General features: G+C 74.7%; 17 protein-coding genes. 4 read left to right on the top strand and 13 right to left on the bottom strand.

Features of this window, described 5'->3' with window-relative positions; all coding sequences use genetic code 11:
* Positions 1–6 precede the first annotated feature (6 nt).
* The 4 genes from ACFVXH_RS12505 to ACFVXH_RS12490 form a co-directional block, all read right to left on the bottom strand.
* Positions 7–1,128: an NAD-dependent epimerase/dehydratase family protein gene (locus tag ACFVXH_RS12505; protein ID WP_049652195.1), complete on the bottom strand. Its 1,122-nt coding sequence runs from the start codon at positions 1,126–1,128 to the stop codon at positions 7–9.
* A gap of 152 nt (positions 1,129–1,280) precedes the next feature.
* Positions 1,281–1,379 carry a 30S ribosomal protein bS22 gene (locus ACFVXH_RS12500; protein ID WP_003948845.1) on the bottom strand — a complete coding sequence of 33 codons (99 nt, stop codon included), beginning with the start codon at positions 1,377–1,379 and terminating at the stop codon, positions 1,281–1,283.
* Between the two features lie 189 nt (positions 1,380–1,568).
* Positions 1,569–1,778 carry a helix-turn-helix domain-containing protein gene (locus ACFVXH_RS12495; RefSeq protein ID WP_045699258.1) on the bottom strand — a complete coding sequence of 70 codons (210 nt, stop codon included), beginning with the start codon at positions 1,776–1,778 and terminating at the stop codon, positions 1,569–1,571.
* Between the two features lie 225 nt (positions 1,779–2,003).
* Positions 2,004–3,200: an acetoin utilization protein AcuC gene (locus ACFVXH_RS12490; protein ID WP_049652196.1), complete on the bottom strand. Its 1,197-nt coding sequence runs from the start codon at positions 3,198–3,200 to the stop codon at positions 2,004–2,006.
* 238 nt (positions 3,201–3,438) lie between these two features.
* On the opposite strand from ACFVXH_RS12490, the gene ACFVXH_RS12485 reads away from it, so the two are divergent.
* A complete protein-coding gene (locus ACFVXH_RS12485; protein ID WP_049652197.1) occupies positions 3,439–3,903 on the top strand; it encodes a DUF11 domain-containing protein in 465 nt (154 codons plus the stop codon).
* A gap of 124 nt (positions 3,904–4,027) precedes the next feature.
* A complete protein-coding gene (locus tag ACFVXH_RS12480) occupies positions 4,028–4,561 on the top strand; it encodes a hypothetical protein (RefSeq protein WP_107086457.1) in 534 nt (177 codons plus the stop codon).
* Positions 4,562–4,614: 53 nt separating this feature from the next.
* Here ACFVXH_RS12480 and ACFVXH_RS12475 read toward each other — a convergent pair whose 3' ends face one another.
* Together ACFVXH_RS12475 and proC are read right to left on the bottom strand one after the other, a co-directional pair.
* Positions 4,615–5,790: an MFS transporter gene (locus tag ACFVXH_RS12475; protein WP_387822892.1), complete on the bottom strand. Its 1,176-nt coding sequence runs from the start codon at positions 5,788–5,790 to the stop codon at positions 4,615–4,617.
* A 175-nt stretch (positions 5,791–5,965) separates the two neighbouring features.
* The gene (gene proC / locus ACFVXH_RS12470; protein WP_049652199.1) at positions 5,966–6,793 is read right to left on the bottom strand and encodes a pyrroline-5-carboxylate reductase; all 828 of its coding nucleotides are present in this window, start codon (positions 6,791–6,793) and stop codon (positions 5,966–5,968) included.
* Positions 6,794–7,042: 249 nt separating this feature from the next.
* Here proC and ACFVXH_RS12465 point away from each other — a divergent pair, with 249 nt between their 5' ends.
* Positions 7,043–7,492, top strand: coding sequence for a hypothetical protein (locus ACFVXH_RS12465; RefSeq protein ID WP_147409126.1), 450 nt, complete (start codon positions 7,043–7,045; stop codon positions 7,490–7,492).
* A 124-nt stretch (positions 7,493–7,616) separates the two neighbouring features.
* Complete coding sequence (locus ACFVXH_RS12460; protein WP_387822732.1) at positions 7,617–8,846, top strand: hypothetical protein; 1,230 nt, start codon at positions 7,617–7,619, stop codon at positions 8,844–8,846.
* A 6-nt stretch (positions 8,847–8,852) separates the two neighbouring features.
* On the opposite strand, the gene ACFVXH_RS12455 is transcribed toward ACFVXH_RS12460, so the two are convergent.
* The 7 genes from ACFVXH_RS12455 to ACFVXH_RS12425 form a co-directional block, all read right to left on the bottom strand.
* Positions 8,853–9,383, bottom strand: a complete 531-nt coding sequence (locus ACFVXH_RS12455) for a hypothetical protein (protein WP_107418827.1) — start codon at positions 9,381–9,383, stop codon at positions 8,853–8,855.
* A gap of 196 nt (positions 9,384–9,579) precedes the next feature.
* Positions 9,580–11,424, bottom strand: a complete 1,845-nt coding sequence (ilvD, locus tag ACFVXH_RS12450; RefSeq protein WP_074004027.1) for a dihydroxy-acid dehydratase — start codon at positions 11,422–11,424, stop codon at positions 9,580–9,582.
* Positions 11,425–11,605: 181 nt separating this feature from the next.
* On the bottom strand, positions 11,606–12,376 hold the full coding sequence (locus ACFVXH_RS12445) for a class I SAM-dependent methyltransferase (protein ID WP_375877599.1): 771 nt from the start codon (positions 12,374–12,376) through the stop codon (positions 11,606–11,608).
* A gap of 46 nt (positions 12,377–12,422) precedes the next feature.
* Positions 12,423–13,250, bottom strand: coding sequence for a sugar phosphate isomerase/epimerase (locus tag ACFVXH_RS12440; RefSeq protein ID WP_079272395.1), 828 nt, complete (start codon positions 13,248–13,250; stop codon positions 12,423–12,425).
* Between the two features lie 564 nt (positions 13,251–13,814).
* Positions 13,815–14,777 carry a Ppx/GppA phosphatase family protein gene (locus tag ACFVXH_RS12435; RefSeq protein WP_117488326.1) on the bottom strand — a complete coding sequence of 321 codons (963 nt, stop codon included), beginning with the start codon at positions 14,775–14,777 and terminating at the stop codon, positions 13,815–13,817.
* Between the two features lie 118 nt (positions 14,778–14,895).
* Positions 14,896–16,206 carry an SUKH-4 family immunity protein gene (locus ACFVXH_RS12430; RefSeq protein ID WP_387822727.1) on the bottom strand — a complete coding sequence of 437 codons (1,311 nt, stop codon included), beginning with the start codon at positions 16,204–16,206 and terminating at the stop codon, positions 14,896–14,898.
* An 869-nt stretch (positions 16,207–17,075) separates the two neighbouring features.
* Positions 17,076–19,877, bottom strand: coding sequence for a toxin glutamine deamidase domain-containing protein (locus ACFVXH_RS12425; RefSeq protein ID WP_387822724.1), 2,802 nt, complete (start codon positions 19,875–19,877; stop codon positions 17,076–17,078).
* Between the last annotated feature and the right edge of the window lies 1 nt (position 19,878).

Below are 19,878 nucleotides of genomic sequence, written 5' to 3'. Positions count from 1 at the left end.
GCGGATTCAGCTCCTCGGTCGGCGGGGGCGGTTCGGTACGGCGTCCGGACCGGCGCCCGGCCCGGCGGGCCCGGCCGCTTCCGGGCCGAGCAGGGCGGTCAGCCGGTCGGTGACGGCGGCCAGCCGCTCGGGCGGCAGCAGGCCCGGCCCTCCGGCGGCGGCGAAGTCGGCGAAGGCCTCCGGAGTACTGAACGCCGGACGGTAGCCGAAGGTGTCGCGCAGCCGCGCGGTGTCCACCACCCGGCCGTGGGTGAGCAGCCGCAGCTGCTCGGGCGAGACGTCCACCAGCCGGGTCTGCCGGGCCAGCACGGCCATCCAGCTGACCGCGGGCAGCAGCAGCGGCAGGGTGGGCCGGCCGAGCCGGCGGGCGCACTGGGAGAGCAGCAGGACGCCCTCCCCCGCCACGTTGAAGGTCCCGGTGTTGACGGTGCCCGGCTCGGGCTCGTCGGCGGCCCGGCAGAGCACCGCGACGGCGTCGTCCTCGTGCACGAACTGCAGCCGCGGGTCGTAGCCGAGCACGGTCGGCAGCACGGGCAGCGCGAAGTACTCGCTGAGCGGGGTGTCCGCGTTCGGGCCGACGATGTTGGCGAAGCGCAGCACCGTCACCGCGACGTCCGGGCGGCGCCGGGCGAAGCCGCGGACGTAGCCCTCGACCTCCGCCGCGTCCTTGGCGAAGCCGCCGCCGGGCGGGTCCTTGGGCTGCATCCGCTCGCTGAACACCGCCGGGTCGCGGGGCGCGGAGCCGTAGACACCGGTGGTGGACTTCACCACCAGCCGGCGCACCCCGGGGGCCTTCTGGCAGGCGCCGAGCAGCTGCATGGTGCCGATCACGTTGGACTCCTTCACCGCGGAGCGGTTGGTGGAGCCCAGGCCGGTGGCGCTGACGCTGAGGTGCACCACGGTGTCCACCCGGTGCTCGGCGAGCACCCGGGAGAGCGCCGGACGGCGCAGGTCGAGCTGGTGGAAGCGGTACGGGGCGGCCGGGCCGGACGGCTCCTCGGGCGGCAGCCGGGGCGGCTGCACGTCCACGCCGACCACCAGGTCGACGCCCGGCCGGCGGCGGACCTCGGCGGCGAAGCGGGCACCGAGCCGGCGCGCCACGCCGGTGACGAGCACGACCACGCCCACGGTGCTGCACCCCCGTTCCCTCGGCCCGAGCGGCCTGCGTGCACCGTACCGCGCCGCCCCACGGGGCCGTGAAACGACACCGCCCGCCCAGGCCACGACGGGCCTGGACGGGCGGTGGAAGCGCTGGGCGCGCTAGGCGCGGCCGGGGCCGCTTACTTCTTGTTACGACGCTGAACGCGAGTGCGCTTGAGAAGCTTGCGGTGCTTCTTCTTGGCCATACGCTTGCGACGCTTCTTGATGACAGAGCCCACGGAACAACCCTCGCTCACTGAGACTCTCGCCCGTGAGAGACGGAGTCCATACGACTGACGTGAGGGCCTAGCCTACCGTCGATGGTGCGAAGGCCGTAATCGTGTTCCCCGGGACCGGGAAACTCGCGGGAAATCCACGGCGAACGGGGGCGGGTCCAACGGTCGTGGACCCGCACCCGCGCGCCGCCGCTACGCGCTCTCGAGCCGCACGTAGGACTCCTTGAGGTACTCGTGCACCGCCTGCTGGGGCACCCGGAAGGACCGTCCGACCCGGATGGCCGGCAGCTCTCCGCTGTGCACCAGCCGGTACACCGTCATCTTGGACACCCGCATGACCGCGGCGACCTCCGCCACGGTCAGGAAGACGACTTCCTGAAGGGGGCGCTCGACGGAACTCATGACCATCACCCGACCCTTACCCGTGTGCAAGGCACCGGCTTCCCCTCCGGTGACTCCACCGGCACACGTGTATCCCCAGAGTAGTTATGGGTGGTACCAGTGGGAAGAGGGGAAGTGCAGTCCTCGTACGGTGGGAGATAGGACGGTTGCAGTACGTCGCCGCTCTGCGGATGGCACCGCCCCTCGTACGCACCTCCCGGGCTGGGCACTTCCGGGACGGCGGGTTCAGGCCAGCAGTCCGTGGTGGGGGAACACCGCGCGGCGGGTGGCGAGGATGGCCTGATCGAGTCGGTCGGCCGGATCGTAACCCGAGTCGAAGTCGCGCCAGGCCGGGCGGGCGCCGTCGGTCATCCGCAGCGGGGCCGGGCGGCGGGTGCGGCGGTAGACCTCGGCGCGCCAGGACTCGGGGGTCTCGGTGGCCGGGTCGACGGGCCGGGCGGCGGCGGTGGCGACCAGGTGGGTCCAGGTGCGCGGGACGACGTCCACCACCGCGTAGCCGCCCCCGCCGGTGGCCACCCAGCGGCCGCCGGCGTGCTGGTGGGCGAGGTCGTGCAGCGCCTCGGCGATCAGCCGCTGGGCGTCCACGGTGACGGCGAGGTGGGCGAGCGGGTCCTCCAGGTGGGTGTCGGCGCCGTGCTGGGTGACCAGGACCTGCGGCCGGAAGGCGTCGAGCAGTTCGGGCACCAGGGCGTGGAAGGCGCGCAGCCAGCCCGCGTCGCCGGTGCCCGCGGGCAGCGGCAGGTTGGCGGCGGAGCCGGGGGCGTCCTCGCCGCCGGTCTCGATCGACCAGCCGCTCTGTGGGAACAGCGTGGCGGGGTGCTCGTGCAGCGAGACGGTGAGCACCCGGGGGTCGTTCCAGAAGGCCGCCTGGACGCCGTCGCCGTGGTGGACGTCCACGTCGACGTAGGCGACCCGCTCGGCGCCGAGTTCGAGCAGCCGGGCGATGGCCAGCGCCGGGTCGTTGTAGACGCAGAAGCCGGAGGCCTTGCCGGGCATCGCGTGGTGCAGTCCGCCGGCGAAGTTGACGGCGTGCGGGGTCTCGCCGCGCCAGACCGCCTCGGCGGCGGCCACCGACTGGCCGGCGATCAGCGCGGAGGCCGAGTGGATCGCCGGGAAGGACCAGTTGTCGTCGGTGCCGAGTCCGTGCAGCGGGTCGGAGCGGTCGGGGTGGGCGGCGGCGTTCCGGACCGCCTCGACGTACTCCCGGGTGTGCACCAGCCGGAGGGTGGAGTCGCCGGCGGGCGGTGCGGAGCGGACGGTCACCCCGGGGCCGGTGTCCAGTCCGAGGGCCTCGACCAGGCGCATGGTGAGGGCCAGCCGGGTCGGGTCCATCGGGTGGCCGGGGCCGAAGTCGTAGGCGGTGACGGCCTCGTCCCAGAAGAGGTGCAGGCCGCAGGGGGTGTCACGCTCGGCTTCGGGCATGGCCTCCACCGTAGCGGGTGGCGGTGGCCGGGCCGCCGTCAGGGCGCGCCGGGGCGGCGCTCGTGGGGACGGCCGGGCGGCAGGTGCGCGATGAAACTACGGAAGTTGTGGGGCGACTGTGGAGGCGGGTGTTGAGGCGGTGCAGACAAAAGCTTTGCGACTCCATATCCTCTCCGCCATGAAGCCATTCAGCGTGCAACGCCTTGGGGTAATTCTCGCTGCAATACTGGGTTTTGGCGTGTTCTTTGCCGCCCAGCCGGCCTCCGCCGCGGTCAGCGGCACCACCTTCGCGGTCGACAAGTCGACGGCGAAGGCGGGAGACCAGCTGACCCTGACGCTGTCGCTCACCAACAGTGAGAACAGTCCCATCTACTTCGCCTACGAGGCCGTCCAGCCGACCTGGCCGGCCAACACGCAGGCCGGAGCGTTCACCATCACCGGCTGCACCGGTGACACCTCCGACTGCGCGTTCACCGGGAACAGCGCCAACTTCCACTTCAACGCGCCGATCGCACCCGGCGCGACGAAGAGCGTCACGCTCACCGTCAAGATCACCGACACCCCGGCGTGGGGCACCGCCCCGTACACGCTGAACTGGGCGCCGTACGTCTACTACGAGTTCGGCCAGGTGGGCACCACCGGCACCGCCAAGGACCAGACCTGGACCTTCGGGGTGCCCTCACTCCAGACCGTGATCAGCTGACCCCCGTCCCGTCGAACGCCCCCGCCGTCACCCGACGGCGGGGGCAAGGGCTTTCCGGCAACGGTTGAAGATGGCGTGAAGGAGCCGCAGACGCGGCCTTCACAACTCCCTATTCTCATCCGCCATGAAGCCATTCAGCGTGCAACGCGTCGGGGTAATTCTCGCCACGGTACTGGGACTTGGCCTGATCTTCGCCGCCCAGCCGGCCTCCGCCACCACCCGCGACGACGGCGTGATCACCGGCGTCTCGGCCTCCGTCGACAAGAAGACGGCGGCACCGGGCGATGAACTGACCCTGACCCTCTCCCTCACCAACACCGAATCCGCCCCCATCACCTTCGCGTACGAGTGGATCGGGCCGAGCTTCCCCTCCAACCAGCTGACCGGCGCGTTCACCTTCACCGGCTGCGGCGGGGACCAGGTGGACTGCGTGTTCGGCGGCAACTCCGTCAACTTCCATCCCACGGTGCCGATCGCGCCGGGCGCCACCCGCACCGTCACGGCCACCGTCAGAATCACCTCCACGCCGCCCTGGACCGGGTCGTACACACTGAACTGGGCCCCGTACGTCTACGCCGAGTACGGCTACCCGGTCGTCAAGACCAGGAGCGGCCCCTTCCTCGACGGCATGCCCGGCCTGCAGACCGTGATCAGCTGACCCCCGCCCCGCCGACCGCCCCCGCCGTCACCCGGCGGCGGGGGCCGGGAGCGTCACCCGGCGGCCGGGGCCACCGCCTGCGCCGGCGCCGGCGCCGGGGCGAAGCGGTCGGCCAGCGGCAGGACGGCGAGCACCAGCAGCATCGGGGCGAGCAGCGCCCAGCGGTACGAGCTCGCGTCCGCGATCGCCCCGACCAGCGGCGAACCGACCAGGAAGCCCACGTAGTTGAAGAGGTTGAGCCGGGCCACCGCGGCGTCCGAGTCGGCCGGGAAGAGCCGGCCGCCGGCCGCGAACACCTGCGGGATGATCGCGCAGATGCCGAAGCCCAGCACGGTGAAGCCGGCGATGCCCGCCCAGGCGGCGGGCGCGACCGCGGCGAGGCCGAAGCCGAGCGCGGCCAGCGCGGCACCGACGCGGACCACCGGGACGGCGCCGAAGCGCTGCACCGCGCGGTCGCCCAGGGCCCGGCCGAGCAGCATCGCGACCATGTAGCCCAGGTAGGAGAGCTTGGCGAGGTCCTCCCGGCTGCCCAGCCCGTCGGTGAGGTACTTGACGCTGTAGTTGGAGACCGAGGAGTCCGCGATGTACGCGAAGGCCATCGCCAGGCAGAGCGGCAGCAGCGGACGCCAGGGGACGGACCGGGCGGCGGCCTCGGCCGCCTCCCGGACGGCGTCGCCGAGTTCGGCCGGACCGGCGAAGAAGGCGCCGGCCAGCAGGGCGAGCGGGGCGATCACCGCCGCGGCCGTGCCGAACAGCAGCGGCAGCCCGAGGTCGTAGTGCGAGCCGAGGCCCGCGAGGGCCGCGCCGAGGATGCCGCCGAGGCTGAACGCGGCGTGGAAACCGATCATGATCGAGCGGCCGTAGCGGTGCTGGAGCCCCACCCCGAGCATGTTCATACTGGCGTCCAGCGCGCCCACCAGCAGCCCGAACGCGCCCAGTGCCAGGGCGAGTTGCCACAGCGCCCCGCCCAGTCCGGCGGCCGCCAGACTCAGGCAGACGGCGGGCTGGACCACCCGCAGCACGGCCCGCGCGCCGGTGCGCTTCACCAGCCGCTCGGAGGCGATCGACCCGACCCCGGCCAGCACCGGCACCGCGGCCAGGAAGACCGGCAGCAGCCCGTCGCTCAGCCCGTACCGGTGCTGGATCTCCGGGATGCAGGTGACCAGCAGGGCGAAGGTGACGCCCTGGAGCAGGAAGGCGGCGGCGAGCGCGGCCCGCCCGGTGCGCAGACCGGGCGCCGCCGGGGGCGGCGACGCGGCGGGCGGAACGGGCGGGACCACGGGCGGGGCGGCACTCAAGCGGACCTCCAGGCGGACTCCACACGAACCGCGCTACCGGCCGGTAGGACGATGTTGGCGAGAGCGTAGGGGGTGCGCCGCGATTACGGGAGGGGTCGCGCAGCGGTCATTTCCCGCCCGAGGCCAGTTCCCGGGAGCGGTCCCGGGCCGCCTCCAGGGCGCCGAGCAGGGCGGCCCGCACCCCGTGGTTCTCCAGCTCGCGGATCGCCGCGATGGTCGTGCCGGCCGGGGAGGTGACCGCCTCGCGCAGCTTCACCGGGTGCTCGCCGGAGTCCCGCAGCATCACCGAGGCGCCGATCGCGGACTGCACGATCAGGTCGTGCGCCACCTGCCGGGGCAGCCCGAGCAGGATGCCGGCGTCGGTCATCGCCTCCACCAGGAAGTAGAAGTAGGCCGGCCCGGAGCCGGACAGCGCGGTGGCCGCGTCCTGCTGGGACTCGGGCAGCCGCAGCGCCTTGCCGACCGAGCTGAAGATCTCCTCGGCCCGCGCCAGGTGCTCCTCGCCCGCGTGCGAGCCCGCCGAGATGACGCTCATCCCCTCGTCCACCAGGACCGGGGTGTTGGGCATCACCCGGACCACCGGGGTGCCCGCCGCGAGCCGCTCCTCGAACCAGGCGGTGGGAACGCCGGCCGCGGCCGAGATCACCAGCCGGTCCGCGCCGACGTGCGGGGCCAGCTCCTCCAGCAGGGCGCCCATGTCCTGCGGCTTGACCGCGAGGATCAGGGTGTCGGCGAGCTTGGCGGCCTCGGCGTTGGAGACGGCCACCACGCCGTAGCGGTCGGCGAGTTCGGCCGCCCGCTCGGGACGGCGGGCGGTCACCAGGACGTCGGCCGGGTCCTTGCCGGCCCGCAGCAGACCGGAGAGCAGGGCCTCGCCGATCTTGCCGGTGCCCAGGAAGGCGATCTTCTGTCCGTGTGCTCCGCTGCTGCCCATGGTCCGCTCCCGCTCCTTGCCTCGGTACTGCCGCCATCCTCGCACCGCCCGGCGGCCCGCGCGGGGACCGTCCGCTCCGTGGTCGCGGCCCGCGCGGGGACCATCGGCTCCGTGGTCGCCGCCCGTGCGGGGACCGTCCGCTCCGTGGTCGCCGCCCACCCGGCCGCCTGGCGGAGGACAGGCCCCTAGGGAGAAATCTCGGGGGTTTCCCCTATGGCCTCCCGGCTCCCACGGGCGCACCGTGGAGCCATGGCACACGACGAAATGTCCCGACGTGAGAACCGGCAACTCGCCGTCGCCTCGGCGACCGTGGGCCCGTGGCGGACCGCCGCGGGGGTCGGTGCGGTGGTGGGGGCGACGGCCCTGGGGATCGATGCGATCACCGGGGACTGGTCGCTGAGCATGCTGGCCTCACCGGCCGGCTGGGGCCTGTTCTTCTTCTTCCTGGTCGGCACCGTCGGCGGCCGGCTGCGGCGCGACACCACCGACCGGAGGCTGCGCCGCTGGGCGAACGAGCACCCGTGGCAGTCGGCGCTCCCGGCCGCCGGCGGGCTGCTGGTCCTGAACACGCTGGCCCAACTGTTCCTCGGCGACGAGGGCCTGTTCGGCGCCTTCTTCATCTCGCTGCTGCCGGCCGGCCTGCTGCTGGCGATCGCCGGGGTGGTCGGCTCGGTCAAGCAGGCCCGCGGCAAGGACTGAGCGGGCGCCCGCACCGGCGCGCTTCCGGACGAACGGCACCGGTCCCGCGGACGACGCACAGGTGTTCACCACACGGTGTGCCCCCGATCGAGGGATCGTCAGACCCCGTCGGCATACTGGCGCGATGCCGATCGCCGAAGAACCGGAACCGCGCCCCGCCGGGGGCGACGAGCCGAACGGGTCCGACCCGTCCGGGGCGGGCCGGAAGGACCCGTTCGCCGACCTCGTCCTGGACGAGGAGTTCGTCCGCAACGCCACCGTCAAGGAGCAGAGCGGGCGCACCCGCATGCTGTCCGCCCGGTGGAAGCACACCCCGCCGGTCGATCCGGGCGGCCGCCGCTCGGTCAACGACGGCCCCGCGGCGCGCGGGCGCCGCTTCCGCCGCAAGCCCGTCCGCCCGGCGCGGGCGGTCGACGCGTGGGGCGACCCGCGTCCGCGCCGCCGCCTGGAGTGGCGCACGCCGCTCTACGTCCTGCTGACCGTCGCCGTGCTGCTCGTGGCACTGAACATCGACGGGCTGAAGCTCTGGTACTCCACCCACTTCGGCTACGCCTCCGACCACCCGGTCTCCGCGAGCCCGGCGGCGGAGCGCGACGGACGGCAGCCGACCCCCGACCACCCGTGGGCCGGCTCCCCCGCCGAGGACTGGGCCGCCGGCACGGACGGGATCGAGCTGCCGAAGACCCCCCGGGCCACCGGCGCGTTCGGTGCCGACGAGGTGGCCGCCCGGCTGCAGTCGGTGCGGGCCTACCTGGCGGCGGCCCATCTGGACCCGAAGGTGGTGTCCGGCGGCCGCCCGGACGCCGCGCTGGCGATGCTCGACGGCCGCACCCGGGAGGCCGCGGCCGCGTCGCTGGACCACCCCTCGGCGACCAGTGACCCCACCGCCTGGTTCACCCGCTTCGACCCGCGGGAGGCCGTCCCGGTCACCGACGTGGTCAAGGTGCGGGGCCGGATCGACGTCACGGCCGACGGGGAGAACGGCGTCCTGATGCGGGCCGACGTCAGCTACGTGTACGCGCTGCGCCCCGGCCCGAAGACGGCCGACCAGGCGGCCTCGGCGAACGGCTCCGCGGACCTCGCGGAGACGGTCCGGACCATCGTCCGGCAGGTGGACACCTTCCACTTCTACGACCCGGCCAAGTACCAGGTCGATCCGGGGAAGCTCGCGATCGACGAGACCGTGGAGAGCTTCGGCAACAGCACCTGCGGCCGCTACGACGGCTTCCTGCACCCGGAGTTCGACCGGTCCACCCGGCCCGGCCCGGTACCGACCGGGCCGACCGCGGACCCGTACGACCGGGACCGGGTGCCGCCGGGCACCGGGAACTGCGGCTCCGCCAGCCGGACCTGACCGACGTCAGCGCTTGCGCTTGGCCCGGCCCGGCGCCTTGGTGTCGGGCCGGCGGCCGCGGCCCGCCTGGCGCTTCTCGTACTGGGCGACGGCCCGCTCGTGGGCGGCCCGCCGGACCGCCTCGCCGGGAGCCTCGACCAGGCTGCGGACGAAGTAGGCGGCCAGGCTGCCGGCCCCGCCGATCAGCCAGACCGCGCCGAGCGACTTGTCCTCGGCCATCCAGCCGGTCAGCTGGTCCCGGCCCTCGGTGAGCACCTTCCAGGTGCGCCGTACGGCCATCATCGAGCAGACCGCGATGGCGGCGGTCAGCAGCCCGTTGAGGAAGGTGCCGTCCTCGGAGAGCGCGATGCCCTCGATGCCGAAGCGCAGCACCAGCACGGCGGCGGCGGTCGCGGCCAGGGCACCGACCGAGACACCGACCCGGCGCGGCCAGTAGCCGTTGTCCCGGTTGAGCCAGGACGTGCCGAAGAAGCGGATCGGCTCCGGCTCGGGGGCGCCAGCGGGAGTGGGGGCGGGGGTGGGGGGCTGCTCGCTCACGCCGTCGATTATCACCCGAGCGCCGCACACGGCGGAGGAGCCGTCCCGGCCGGTGGGACGGCTCCTCCTCGTTCGGTGCGGGCCCGGTGTTCCGGTTCCGTACGGGCCCGGTGTTCCGCTTCCGTGCGGGCCCGGTGTTCCGTTTCCGTACGGCCCGGCGTTCCGGTTCCGTACGGGCCCGGTGTTCGCCTCGGGCTCAGCCGAGCTTGGACACGTCGCGGACGGCGCCCTTGTCGGCGGAGGTGGCCATCGCGGCGTAGGCCCGCAGGGCCTGGCTGACCTGGCGCTCGCGGTTCTTCGGCCGGTAGCCGCCCGTGGCCTCCAGGACGCGGCGGCGCTCGGCCAGCACCTCGTCCGGGACCTCCAGGGAGATCCGGCGGCCGGGGATGTCGATGGCGATGGTGTCGCCGTCCTCGACCAGCGCGATGGTGCCGCCGGAGGCCGCCTCCGGGGAGGCGTGGCCGATGGACAGGCCCGAGGTGCCGCCGGAGAAGCGGCCGTCGGTGACCAGCGCGCAGGCCTTGCCCAGGCCCCGGCCCTTCAGGAAGGAGGTCGGGTAGAGCATCTCCTGCATGCCCGGGCCGCCCCTGGGGCCCTCGTAGCGGATGACGACGACGTCGCCCTCCTTGACCCGCTTGGCGAGGATCGCCTCGACCGCGTCCTCCTGGGACTCGACCACGACGGCCGGGCCGCTGAAGGTCCAGATCGACTCGTCCACGCCGGCGGTCTTCACGATGCAGCCGTCCTCGGCGAGGTTGCCGTACAGCACGGCCAGGCCGCCCTCGACCGAGTAGGCGTGCTCGGCGCCGCGGATGCAGCCCTTGGCCGAGTCGGTGTCCAGCGACTCCCAGCGCTCGGACTGCGAGAAGGCCTCGGCGGAGCGGACGCAGCCGGGGGCGGCGTGCCACAGCTCCACGGCCTCGGCGGACGGCGAACCGCCGCGCACGTCCCAGGTCTTGAGCCACTCGGCGAGCGAGTCGGCGTGCACGGTGTGGACGTCCTCGTTGAGCAGCCCGGCCCGGTACAGCTCGCCGAGGATGGCCGGGATGCCGCCGGCCCGGTGCACGTCCTCCATGTAGTACGAGCCGTTCGGCGCGACCTTGGACAGGCAGGGCACCTTGCGGGAGATCGCGTCGATGGCCCGCATGTCGAAGTCCAGCTCGGCCTCCTGGGCGGCGGCGAGCAGGTGCAGGATGGTGTTGGTCGAGCCGCCCATGGCGATGTCCAGGGCCATGGCGTTCTCGAAGGCGGCGCGGGTGGCGATCGCCCGGGGCAGCACCGAGGCGTCGTCACCGCCGTAGTAGCGGTTCGCGATCTCGACGACGTTCTGCCCGGCCCGCTCGTACAGGGCCCGGCGGGCGGTGTGGGTGGCGAGCACCGAGCCGTTGCCCGGCAGCGAGAGGCCGATCGCCTCGGTCAGGCAGTTCATCGAGTTGGCGGTGAACATGCCGGAGCACGAGCCGCAGGTGGGACAGGCGTTCTCCTCGATGATCGCGATGTCCTCGTCGGAGACGTTCTCGTTGACCGCCTGGGAGATCGCGTCGACCAGGTCGAGCTTGCGCACGGTGCCGTCGACCAGGGTGGCCTTGCCGGCCTCCATCGGGCCGCCGGAGACGAAGACGGTCGGGATGTTCAGGCGCAGCGCGGCCATCAGCATGCCCGGGGTGATCTTGTCGCAGTTGGAGATGCAGATCAGGGCGTCGGCGCAGTGCGCGTTGACCATGTACTCGACCGAGTCGGCGATCAGGTCGCGCGAGGGCAGCGAGTAGAGCATGCCGCCGTGGCCCATCGCGATGCCGTCGTCCACGGCGATGGTGTTGAACTCGCGCGGGATGCCGCCCGCCTGCTTGATCGCCTCGGAGACGATCCGGCCGACCGGCTGGAGGTGGGTGTGCCCGGGGACGAACTCGGTGAAGGAGTTGGCCACCGCGATGATCGGCTTGCCGAAGTCCTCGCGGGCTACGCCGGCCGCCCGGAGAAGCGCCCGGGCGCCTGCCATGTTGCGACCGTGGGTGACCGTACGGGACCTCAGCTCGGGCACTGTGCTCCACTCCTTCGGGGCTCTCGCGGGCACCCCGCTGCTGGGAGGGTTCGGGGGCCGCTGTGGGTACCGAGCCTACGCCCGCCGTCCGGCCGGCGGACGGTCCGTCCGCGATGCGGGCAGGCGGGGACGCGGGCGGGCGGGCAGCGATGCGGACGGACGGCGGTGCGGGCTCCGGGCGTCAGCCGGGCTTGACGGCCACGGTGAGATCCAGGCTGAACGGCTCGACCACGACGCCGTCCGGGAACGCGGCGACCATGGCCTCCCGTTCGGCCGCCAGCACCGGCGCGCGCTCCTCGGGGCTGAGCGAGGCCAGGTAGGAGCGGGAGGTGAGGTCGGTGAGCACGTGCTCGACGGTGACCCGCCGCTCCCAGCGCAGTGCCGTCCGTTCGACCGCGAGGCCGGCCGGGGCGAAGTGCCCGACGTGGCCGCTGATCCCGCCGTAGCCGTGGAAGCGGCCGGGGAGGGCGGCGGCCATCCGCTCGCTCCTGGCCCGGATCCACGGCACGGTCTCGTCGTACACGTTCCACCAGGCGGCGACGGCGCCCCCGGGCCGCAGCACCCGGACCGCCTCGGGGACGGACTTCTCGGGGTACGTCCAGTGGAAGGCCTGGGCGTAGGCGACCAGGTCGACGGACCCGTCGTGGAAGGGCAGGTCGTCGCCGGTGCCCCGGACCAGCGGCAGGCCCGGCGAGGAGGCCAGGAACCGGGCGGCCATGCCGGGGCTGGGCTCGACGGCGACGACCTCCGCGCCACGCGCGGCCAGCAGCCGGGTGGCGATGCCCGTCCCGGCGCCGACGTCCAGGACCCGGGCACCGGCGAGGCCGCGACCCCAGAGCCGCTCCAGCGCGTCGAACAGCTCGTCGGGATAGCCGGGACGGCCCTGCTCGTACTCGGCGGCGACCCCGCCGAAGCTCGCGGCGGCCTCGCGGTAGTTCCGACTCTCCGTCATGCGTCCCCCTTCGTACGGCAGTTGACGCCCGGGCGGACCGGACGGCTCAGCGTACGCGCGAGGGGGTGGCCAGGTGCAAGCGGGTAAAAGCGAGGGCCTCGGCCAGGTCGGCCTCGCGTTCGGCGGGGGAGGCCGAGCGGCGGGTGTTGACCTCCAGCACCACGTGGCCGTCGAATCCGGTCCGGGCGAGGTGCTCCAGCAGCTCGGCGCAGGGCTGCTTGCCGCGGCCGGGGATCAGGTGCTCGTCCTTGCCGGAGCCGCTGCCGTCGGCCAGGTGGACGTGGGCGAGCCGGTCGCCCATCCGCTCGACCATGGCGAAGGTGTCGATCCGGGAGGTGGCCGCGTGCGAGAGGTCGATGGTGAAGTGCCGGTACTCCTCGTCGGTGACGTCCCAGCCGGGGGCGTACGCGAGCATCTCGCGGTCGCGGTAGCGCCACGGGTACATGTTCTCGACGGCGAAGCGGACGTCGGTCTCGCCCGCCATCCGGTGGATCCCCTCCACGAACTCCCGGGCGTACTGGCGCTGCCAGCGGAACGGCGGGTGGACGACCACGGCGCTCGCGCCGAGCTTCTCGGCCGCCGCCCGGGCCCGGACCAGCTTGGTCCACGGGTCGGTGCTCCACACCCGCTGGGTGATCAGCAGGCAGGGCGCGTGCACGGCCAGGATGGGCAGCCGGTGGGCGTCGGAGAGCCGGCGCAGGGCGTCGATGTCCTGGCTGACCGGGTCGTTCCAGACCATCACCTCGACCCCGTCGTAGCCGAGCTTGGCGGCCAGCTCGAAGGCGACGGCGGTGCTCGCCGGGTACACCGAGGCGGTGGACAGCGCCACCTTGGTGTCCGGGATGTGCAGGGCCGGATGCCGGGGCAGCACCAGCCGGTCGGTGGTGCGCAGCAGCGGCGGGCGGGCGGCGTCCCGCTTGGCGGCCTTGACCGAGCGGACGGACTGGACGGCGGCCTTGGCGGCGCCGGCGGCCCGGGCGGTGCGGGTCTCCTTCGGGGCGGCCTTGGCGGCGGGCTGCTTCGTCTTCGGGGCGGGCTGCTTCGCGGTGGACTGCTTCGTGGTGGGCGTCTTCGCCGTTCTCGCCGTCTTCGCCGCGGCGGTCTTCGCGGTGCGCTGGGCGGCCTTGACCGCCTTCGAGGCCTGCTTGGCGGCCTGGGCGGCGGTGGCGCCCGTGACCGCCTTGCCGAGCCTGCGGCGCGGGCCGTCCGGCCGCGACTGCCCGCTCCCGGGAGTGCGGTCCTCCTGCGTTCCGTCCTCGCCCGCTGGTTGCACCACGGGAGACAGCGTAAGCGGAGCACGCGGCGAACGGGGCGGGACGACCGGCGCAGTGACCATCGGCACGTTGCCCCGGGGCGGTCGGTCGGCGGTCGGTCGGGACGGGTCCGGACGACTGTCCGGGCGACCGCCCGGGTGCGCGCCCCGGGGTGCGCGCCCGGCTTACGGGGTGAGCGCCGGGCGGCGGCGGTCGGCCGGGCTGTCCATGGTGTCCAGGCGGCGCAGGATGATGCCCTCGCGCAGCGCCCACGGGCAGACGTCCAGCTCCTCCAGCCCGAACAGGTCCATCGCGGCGTCGGCGACCAGCGCGCCGGCCAGCAGCTGCTTGGCCCGGCCCTCGGAGACTCCGGGGATCCGGGCGCGCTCGGCGACGGTCATCGCGGACAGCCGGGGCAGCCAGGCGGCCAGCCCGCTGCGGGTGAGCCGGCGGTCGGTGTACGGACCGGCGTCGGCGGGGGCGGCGCCGGTCATCCGGGCCAGCTGCTTGAAGGTCTTGGAGGTGGCGACCGCGTGCCGGGCGGGGCCGAGCCGGGTGATCTCGCCGACCACGGTGGCGAGCTCGGCCCGGATGTGGCGTCTCAGCTCGCGCAGCCCCTCCGGGTCGGCGACGTCCCCCGGCAGCCAGCGGGCGGTCAGCCGGCCGGCGCCCAGCGGCAGCGAGCAGGCGACGTCCGGCTGCTCGTCCAGGCCGCAGGCGATCTCCAGCGAACCGCCGCCGATGTCCAGGTTGAGCAGCCGGCCCGAGGACCAGCCGAACCAGCGGCGGACGGCCAGGAAGGTGAGCCGGGCCTCGTCCTGCCCGGAGAGCACGCGCAGCTCGACGCCGGTCTCGGCGGCCACCCGGCGCAGCACCTCCTCGCCATTGGCGGCCTCGCGCACGGCGGAGGTCGCGAACGGGAGGATGTCGACGACGCCCTTGTCCTCGGCGACCCGCAGCGAGGACGCGACGTGGCCGACCAGCCGCTCGACCCCGGCCTCGCTTATCGCGCCGCCCTCGTCCAGCAGCTCCGCCAGACGCAGCTCGGCCTTGTGCGAGTACGCGGGCAGCGGAGCAGCGCCCGGATGGGCGTCCACCACGAGGAAGTGGACCGTGTTGGAACCTACGTCGAGCACACCGAGTCGCATAACTCTCCACGCTACGCGATCCGGGCCCTGGTGAGAGGGGGTGCGACGGTATTCGCGCCGGTCCGGAACCGGTCCGCGGGCCGGTGGGCGGGCCGGTCCTCCGGCGGCCCGCCGTCCGTCAGAGGAGGCCGTCCCACAGCTGCTCGACGATGACGGCCCACCAGTTCTCTGGGTCGGCGAAGACCGTGCCGTCCACGGCCGCCAGCGCGTGCTGCAGGGCGTCCACCGCCCCGCCCGCGGCCACCGGGTCGAGCCCGCGCAGGGCCGGCCACCAGCCGGCGAACACCTCCAGGCAGCGGACGAAGGCGCGCAGGTCCGCGTTGCAGTGGCGGGCGGTCGCGTAGTCCGGGTCCACCGCACGGACGGCGCCGTCCACCGGGTCGAGGGCCAGCAGTGCCCAGCCGTCCGTCCCCAGCACCAGCTGCCCGGCGAGCGCCAGGCGCTCCCGCTCGGCCACCCGGGTGCCGCGGCCGAGTCCGGCCAGGTGCGCGGCGAGCGGGGGCAGGACGGTGCCCTGGCGGGTGCCGTCGGCGATCGCCTCCGCGCCCGGGTGGTGCAGCGCGAAGAACCCCGGCACGGCCACCGGGACGCCCACCGCCAGCAGCAGCGCGGCCGCGTCCCCGGGCAGTTCGGCCCGGGCGACGTCGGCCGGCTCGAAGCGCTGGACGCCCGCCGGGCCGAACCGCTCCGCGAGCCGGGCGGCGAGCGCGGCGTCGGGCTCCCCGGATGTGCCGGGAGCGCCGGATGCGTCGCGCACCGCACGGGGGAAGGGCACCCGGTTGCGAGCCGGACCGTCCGGCGGCGCGGGCAGCGCCCGTACGGCGGCGGCCCGGTGGTCGAAGCGCGGGCCGTACGGAAGCTCGAAGTCGACCCGGACGTCCGGCAGTTCGACGGCCAGCGCGTACGACCAGTAGCCGCCGGGCAGGGCGCTCGGCCGCAGGTCGGTCCGGACGGCCAGCACGTCCTCGGCGGCGACGCCCTGCTCGCGCAGCCACCACCAGCCGCGCAGCGCCGGGTGCGGCAGGCCCGCCGCGGACCGCAGGGCCAGCGACCGCTCCTCGCCGGTGCCGTCCCGGTAGGTCAGCTCGGCCCGGGCACCCCGGCCAGTCGCCGGCGGGAGGGTCGGGTCGTAGCCGCCCGCGCCGACGAAGTCCCGGTACAGCCCCACCACTTCGTCCACCGGCACCGAGGGCCACACCGTGAACCGCCCGCTCTCCCGGTCCACCACGGCGCAGGCCGCCCCCACCTCCTCGGGCACCCGCCGCTCCCCCGTCCGCGGGTCGACCACCACCCGGGCGGGCTCCGCCCACACCACCCAGCCGAGCTCGAACTCATGGGTGCACACCCGCCGCACCACTCCGGCCCCCTGCGGCAGATCCCCGTTGATCCACCGCTGCCCCGCCTCCACCGCCTGCGCCCGCGAAATCATCCGGCCCTCCCCGACCCCGACCCTGCCCGACCCGCGACCCTACGCCCCCACCGACTCCCCGCCCCGCGCAGGAAGTCGGCCCGGCCGACTTCTCACGCATCCCCCACGAGGTATGCGACGACCGGCCTGCACGCCCTTACTGGCCCACACCCCCTGCACGAAAAGTCGACCCCACCGACTTCTGGCGTAGCTCCCTCTGCCGCCGACCCCACCCCTCTGCGCACGAGAAGTCGATCAGCCCGACCTTCCATGCACCCCTGGGGGACGCCCCACACCTCCCCCGCGCACGAAAAGTCGACCCCGCCGACTTCCTGTGCAGAACCCGGACAAATACGACGGCCGGCCTACCTGGCCCCAGGTACACCCTGGCCCGGCCAGCCCGAAAGCGCATAGGAAGTCGGCCCAGCCGACTTCTCATGCGAGCCCGTCCAATGCACGCGCGAGGGATATGACGGTCCGGACTACATAGATCGCCGCCGGCCTCGCCCCTCTGCGCGCGAGAAGTCGACTCCGCCGACTTCCTATGCAGCACCTGGTGAACCTCGACCTGGCCGGCCCGATCGCGCACAGGAAGTCGGCCGGGCCGACTTCTCACGCGGGCTACCCCCGGTTCCCGTGTGGCAAATATGGCGACCGGTCTACAGATTTCTCCGCAGAAGGGGTGTCGTGTGCGGCTGCGCAGGAAGTCGGGCGGGCCGACTTCCTGCGCGGGGTGCGGGGTCCGGGTCAGTGACGCGGGTCAGGCGGCAAGGGGGCAAGGGGGTGCGGCTCAGGAGGCGAGGTGGCAGGGGGCACTGCGTCCGGCTGCGCAGGAAGTCGGGCGGGCCGACTTCCTGCGCGGGGTGCGGGGTCCGGGTCAGTGGCGCAGGTCAGGCGGCGGGGGTGAGGGGGAGGGGGCGGCCTTCGGGGGTGAGGGCGATGGCCCAGAGGCCGTGGGTGGCGGGGTGGAGGGGGGTGGGGGCCTGGCGGGCGAGCTGGTGGTCGAGGTAGGTGACGGCGTCCTGGTGGTTGACGGCGTTCCAGGCGTGCGGGCGGCCGTAGGCGTCGAGCGTGAGGAGCACCGCCTGCGAGCCGTGGCCGGCGCGGCGGAGGTCGTCGGCGAGGCGGTCGAAGGCCGGGGCGCCGTCGCCCAGGTCCCGGAAGGGGGCGCCGAGTTCGCGTTCGGCGCGGTCGCGGCCCCCGCGTTCGCCGGCGTCGCCCTCGGTGGGGATTCGCGGGGCCGCGCAGGTGGGGCGGCCGGTGTAGCACTCGACCGCCGAGAGGGCGATCTCCAGGCTGTTGTTGGCCCGGCCCGGTTCGCGGTGGCCGCCGTCGTTGACGGCCTCCGCCCAGCCGCCGGCGGCCGGGTCGGGGTGGCGGACGGGCAGGCCGTCCGCGTCCCGGGGGGCGCGGCGTTCGAGTTCGGCCTGGTGCTCCGGGTCGACCGGTGCGAGCCCGCCCGGCAGGCCGTACGGACGGCTGTCGGCGATGCTGCGCGGCCGGAACGCCGGATCCTCCGGCTGGGCTCCGCGCCGGGCGCGCAGGGCGAGTTGGAGGGCCATCGCGTGGGCGGTCGCGACCGGGACCGCGCCCCAGGCGAGGGTCGGGTCGGCGGGGACCGCCGCGTTCTCCCGCCGTCGGGCCTCCACCGGGTGCGCCTCGGGGCGGCCGATCACCGGGGTGGTCCCGACGACCGGGGGTGCGGCCGGGGAAGGCGGCGCGGTGTGGACCGTCGGCGGTCCGACGACCGGGTGCGGCGCCGCGCCGACCGGGGTCCGGGCCACCGGCGCGCCGGTCTGCGGCCCTCCAGCGGCCGGACCGCCGACGGCCTGCCCACCGCCCACCACGCCGCCGGGGCCGCCTGGACTGCCGGTCGCCCCCGCCCCGACGCCGCTGCCGAACGGGGCCGCCACGTTCGCGGGTCCGCCGCCGGTGCCCGCCAGCGGCCCCGGCCCGACGGTGGCGACCGGACCGGCCGCCTGGTACGTGCCGTACCCGCCGCCGTACGCCGGGGTCCCGAACTGCCCGGGCACCCCGACCGGCCGGACCGCCGAGGGGGTCTCCGGCGCCGGGCCGTACGCGGGTCCTCCGGCGGACGGTGCGGTGACGGGCGCGATGGCGGGCGCGGGCGAAGCGCTCACCGAGTCCGTCCGTACGGCCACCGGCCCGCCCGTACTCCCGCCGCTGTGCGAGGCGGCCGCGGGCGCCTGGAGCGGGTAGTCTCCGTCCGACCAGCCCGCCGACCCGCCGCCCTGCCGGACCGGCGCGGCAACGGCCGGTACCGGCGGTGCCCAGTCACCGCCGCCCCCACCCCCACCGCCCGTCGCCCGGTGCTGCCCCGGCGAGCCCCCGGCCGCCACGGAACCGCCCGCCGACGCGCCCACGGGAGCGCTCGCCGCGCTCGCCACGTCCGACGCGCCGACGACCGCCCCCGGGTCCGCCACCGCGACCGCGGCCACCGTCACCGCGCCCGGCGCCGTCGGCACCGTCGGCCCGTCGGGCGCCGCACCCGCAAGCGGCTTGTCGCCACCCGGCCCGACCGCCGACGGCCCGACCACCCCCGGCCCGTCCGCCCCCGGTGTCAGCCCGGCGAGCGGCACCCCGCGGAGCGCCTTGCCGTCCTCGTCGGTGAGCACCGGCTGCCCGTGTTTGTCCAGCCGGACCGCCAGGTCCGCCACCCCGACCACCGGCTTGCCGTCCGGCCCCGGGACGACCAGCAGCCCGGTGGCGTCGGCCACCGGCGTGCCGTCGGCGCGGAGGATGACCGGCTGCCCGTCCGGGCCGAGGACGGGCTTGCCCTGCTCGTCCACCTTGACCGTCAGCCCGGGCACGCCGACCAGCGGCTTGCCGTCCTTCCCCGCGAGCAGCACCAGCCCGGAGCCGTCGGCGCCGAGCACGCCCGGTTCGCCGAGGGCGGCGGGCAGCCCGGCGGCGAGCGGGTCGAACGCGCCGTTGCGGTACGAGGCGGCGGTGACCTCCGTCCCCGGCGTGCTGCCGAGCTTCAGCAGGGCGACCGCGGCCGGCTCCTTGAGCACGCCGGACAGGGCGTCCTTCATGGCGCGGCCGAGTTCGGCGAGCAGTCCGCCGATCTTCAGCGCGGCAGTCTCGACGGCGACGGCCGCCACCCCCGCCGCGACCTGCTCGGTGGCGGCGTTCTCCACCGTGGCCGCGAGGCCGCCGACGGCCTTCCGCAATCCGCCGACCACCCCGTTCCCGGCCACCTCGCTCCCGGCCACCCCGTTCCCGGCCGGGTCGCCGCCGGTCACCGCCGCGGCGACCTTGCCGGCCGCCTCCTTGGCCTTGGCCGCCTGCTCCTCCGCCTGCCGGAGTTCGGCGGCGAGCTGCCGCAGGGTCGCGATGATCTCGGCCTTGCAGGTGTCCACGGCCCGCGCGGACGTGTCGAAGGCCCCGGCGACCAGCCCGACCGCGCTGTGCGCGTCGTCCAGGTGGCCCTTGCCGCCGCCGCTGAAGGCCTGCCAGTACGCGCCGAAGGCCTCGACCGCGTGGCCGGAGTTGTCGGCGGTGACCCGCCGGACGGACTCGCCGCAGCGGCGGGTGAGCCGGTCGGCCTCCTTGCCGAACTCGCGCCAGACTCCGGCGGCCTTGCGCAGGCCCTCCTCGTCGGCCTGCGGCCACAGCCGGCCGGTCCGGGCCAGCACCGGGACCAGTTCCTCGGGCAGTTTCCGGGACACG

This window comes from Kitasatospora sp. NPDC058184, from assembly GCF_042883725.1.
Taxonomy (GTDB): domain Bacteria; phylum Actinomycetota; class Actinomycetes; order Streptomycetales; family Streptomycetaceae; genus Kitasatospora.
Note: the sequence above shows the minus strand (reverse complement) of the source record. Positions and strands in the feature narration are given on the sequence as shown.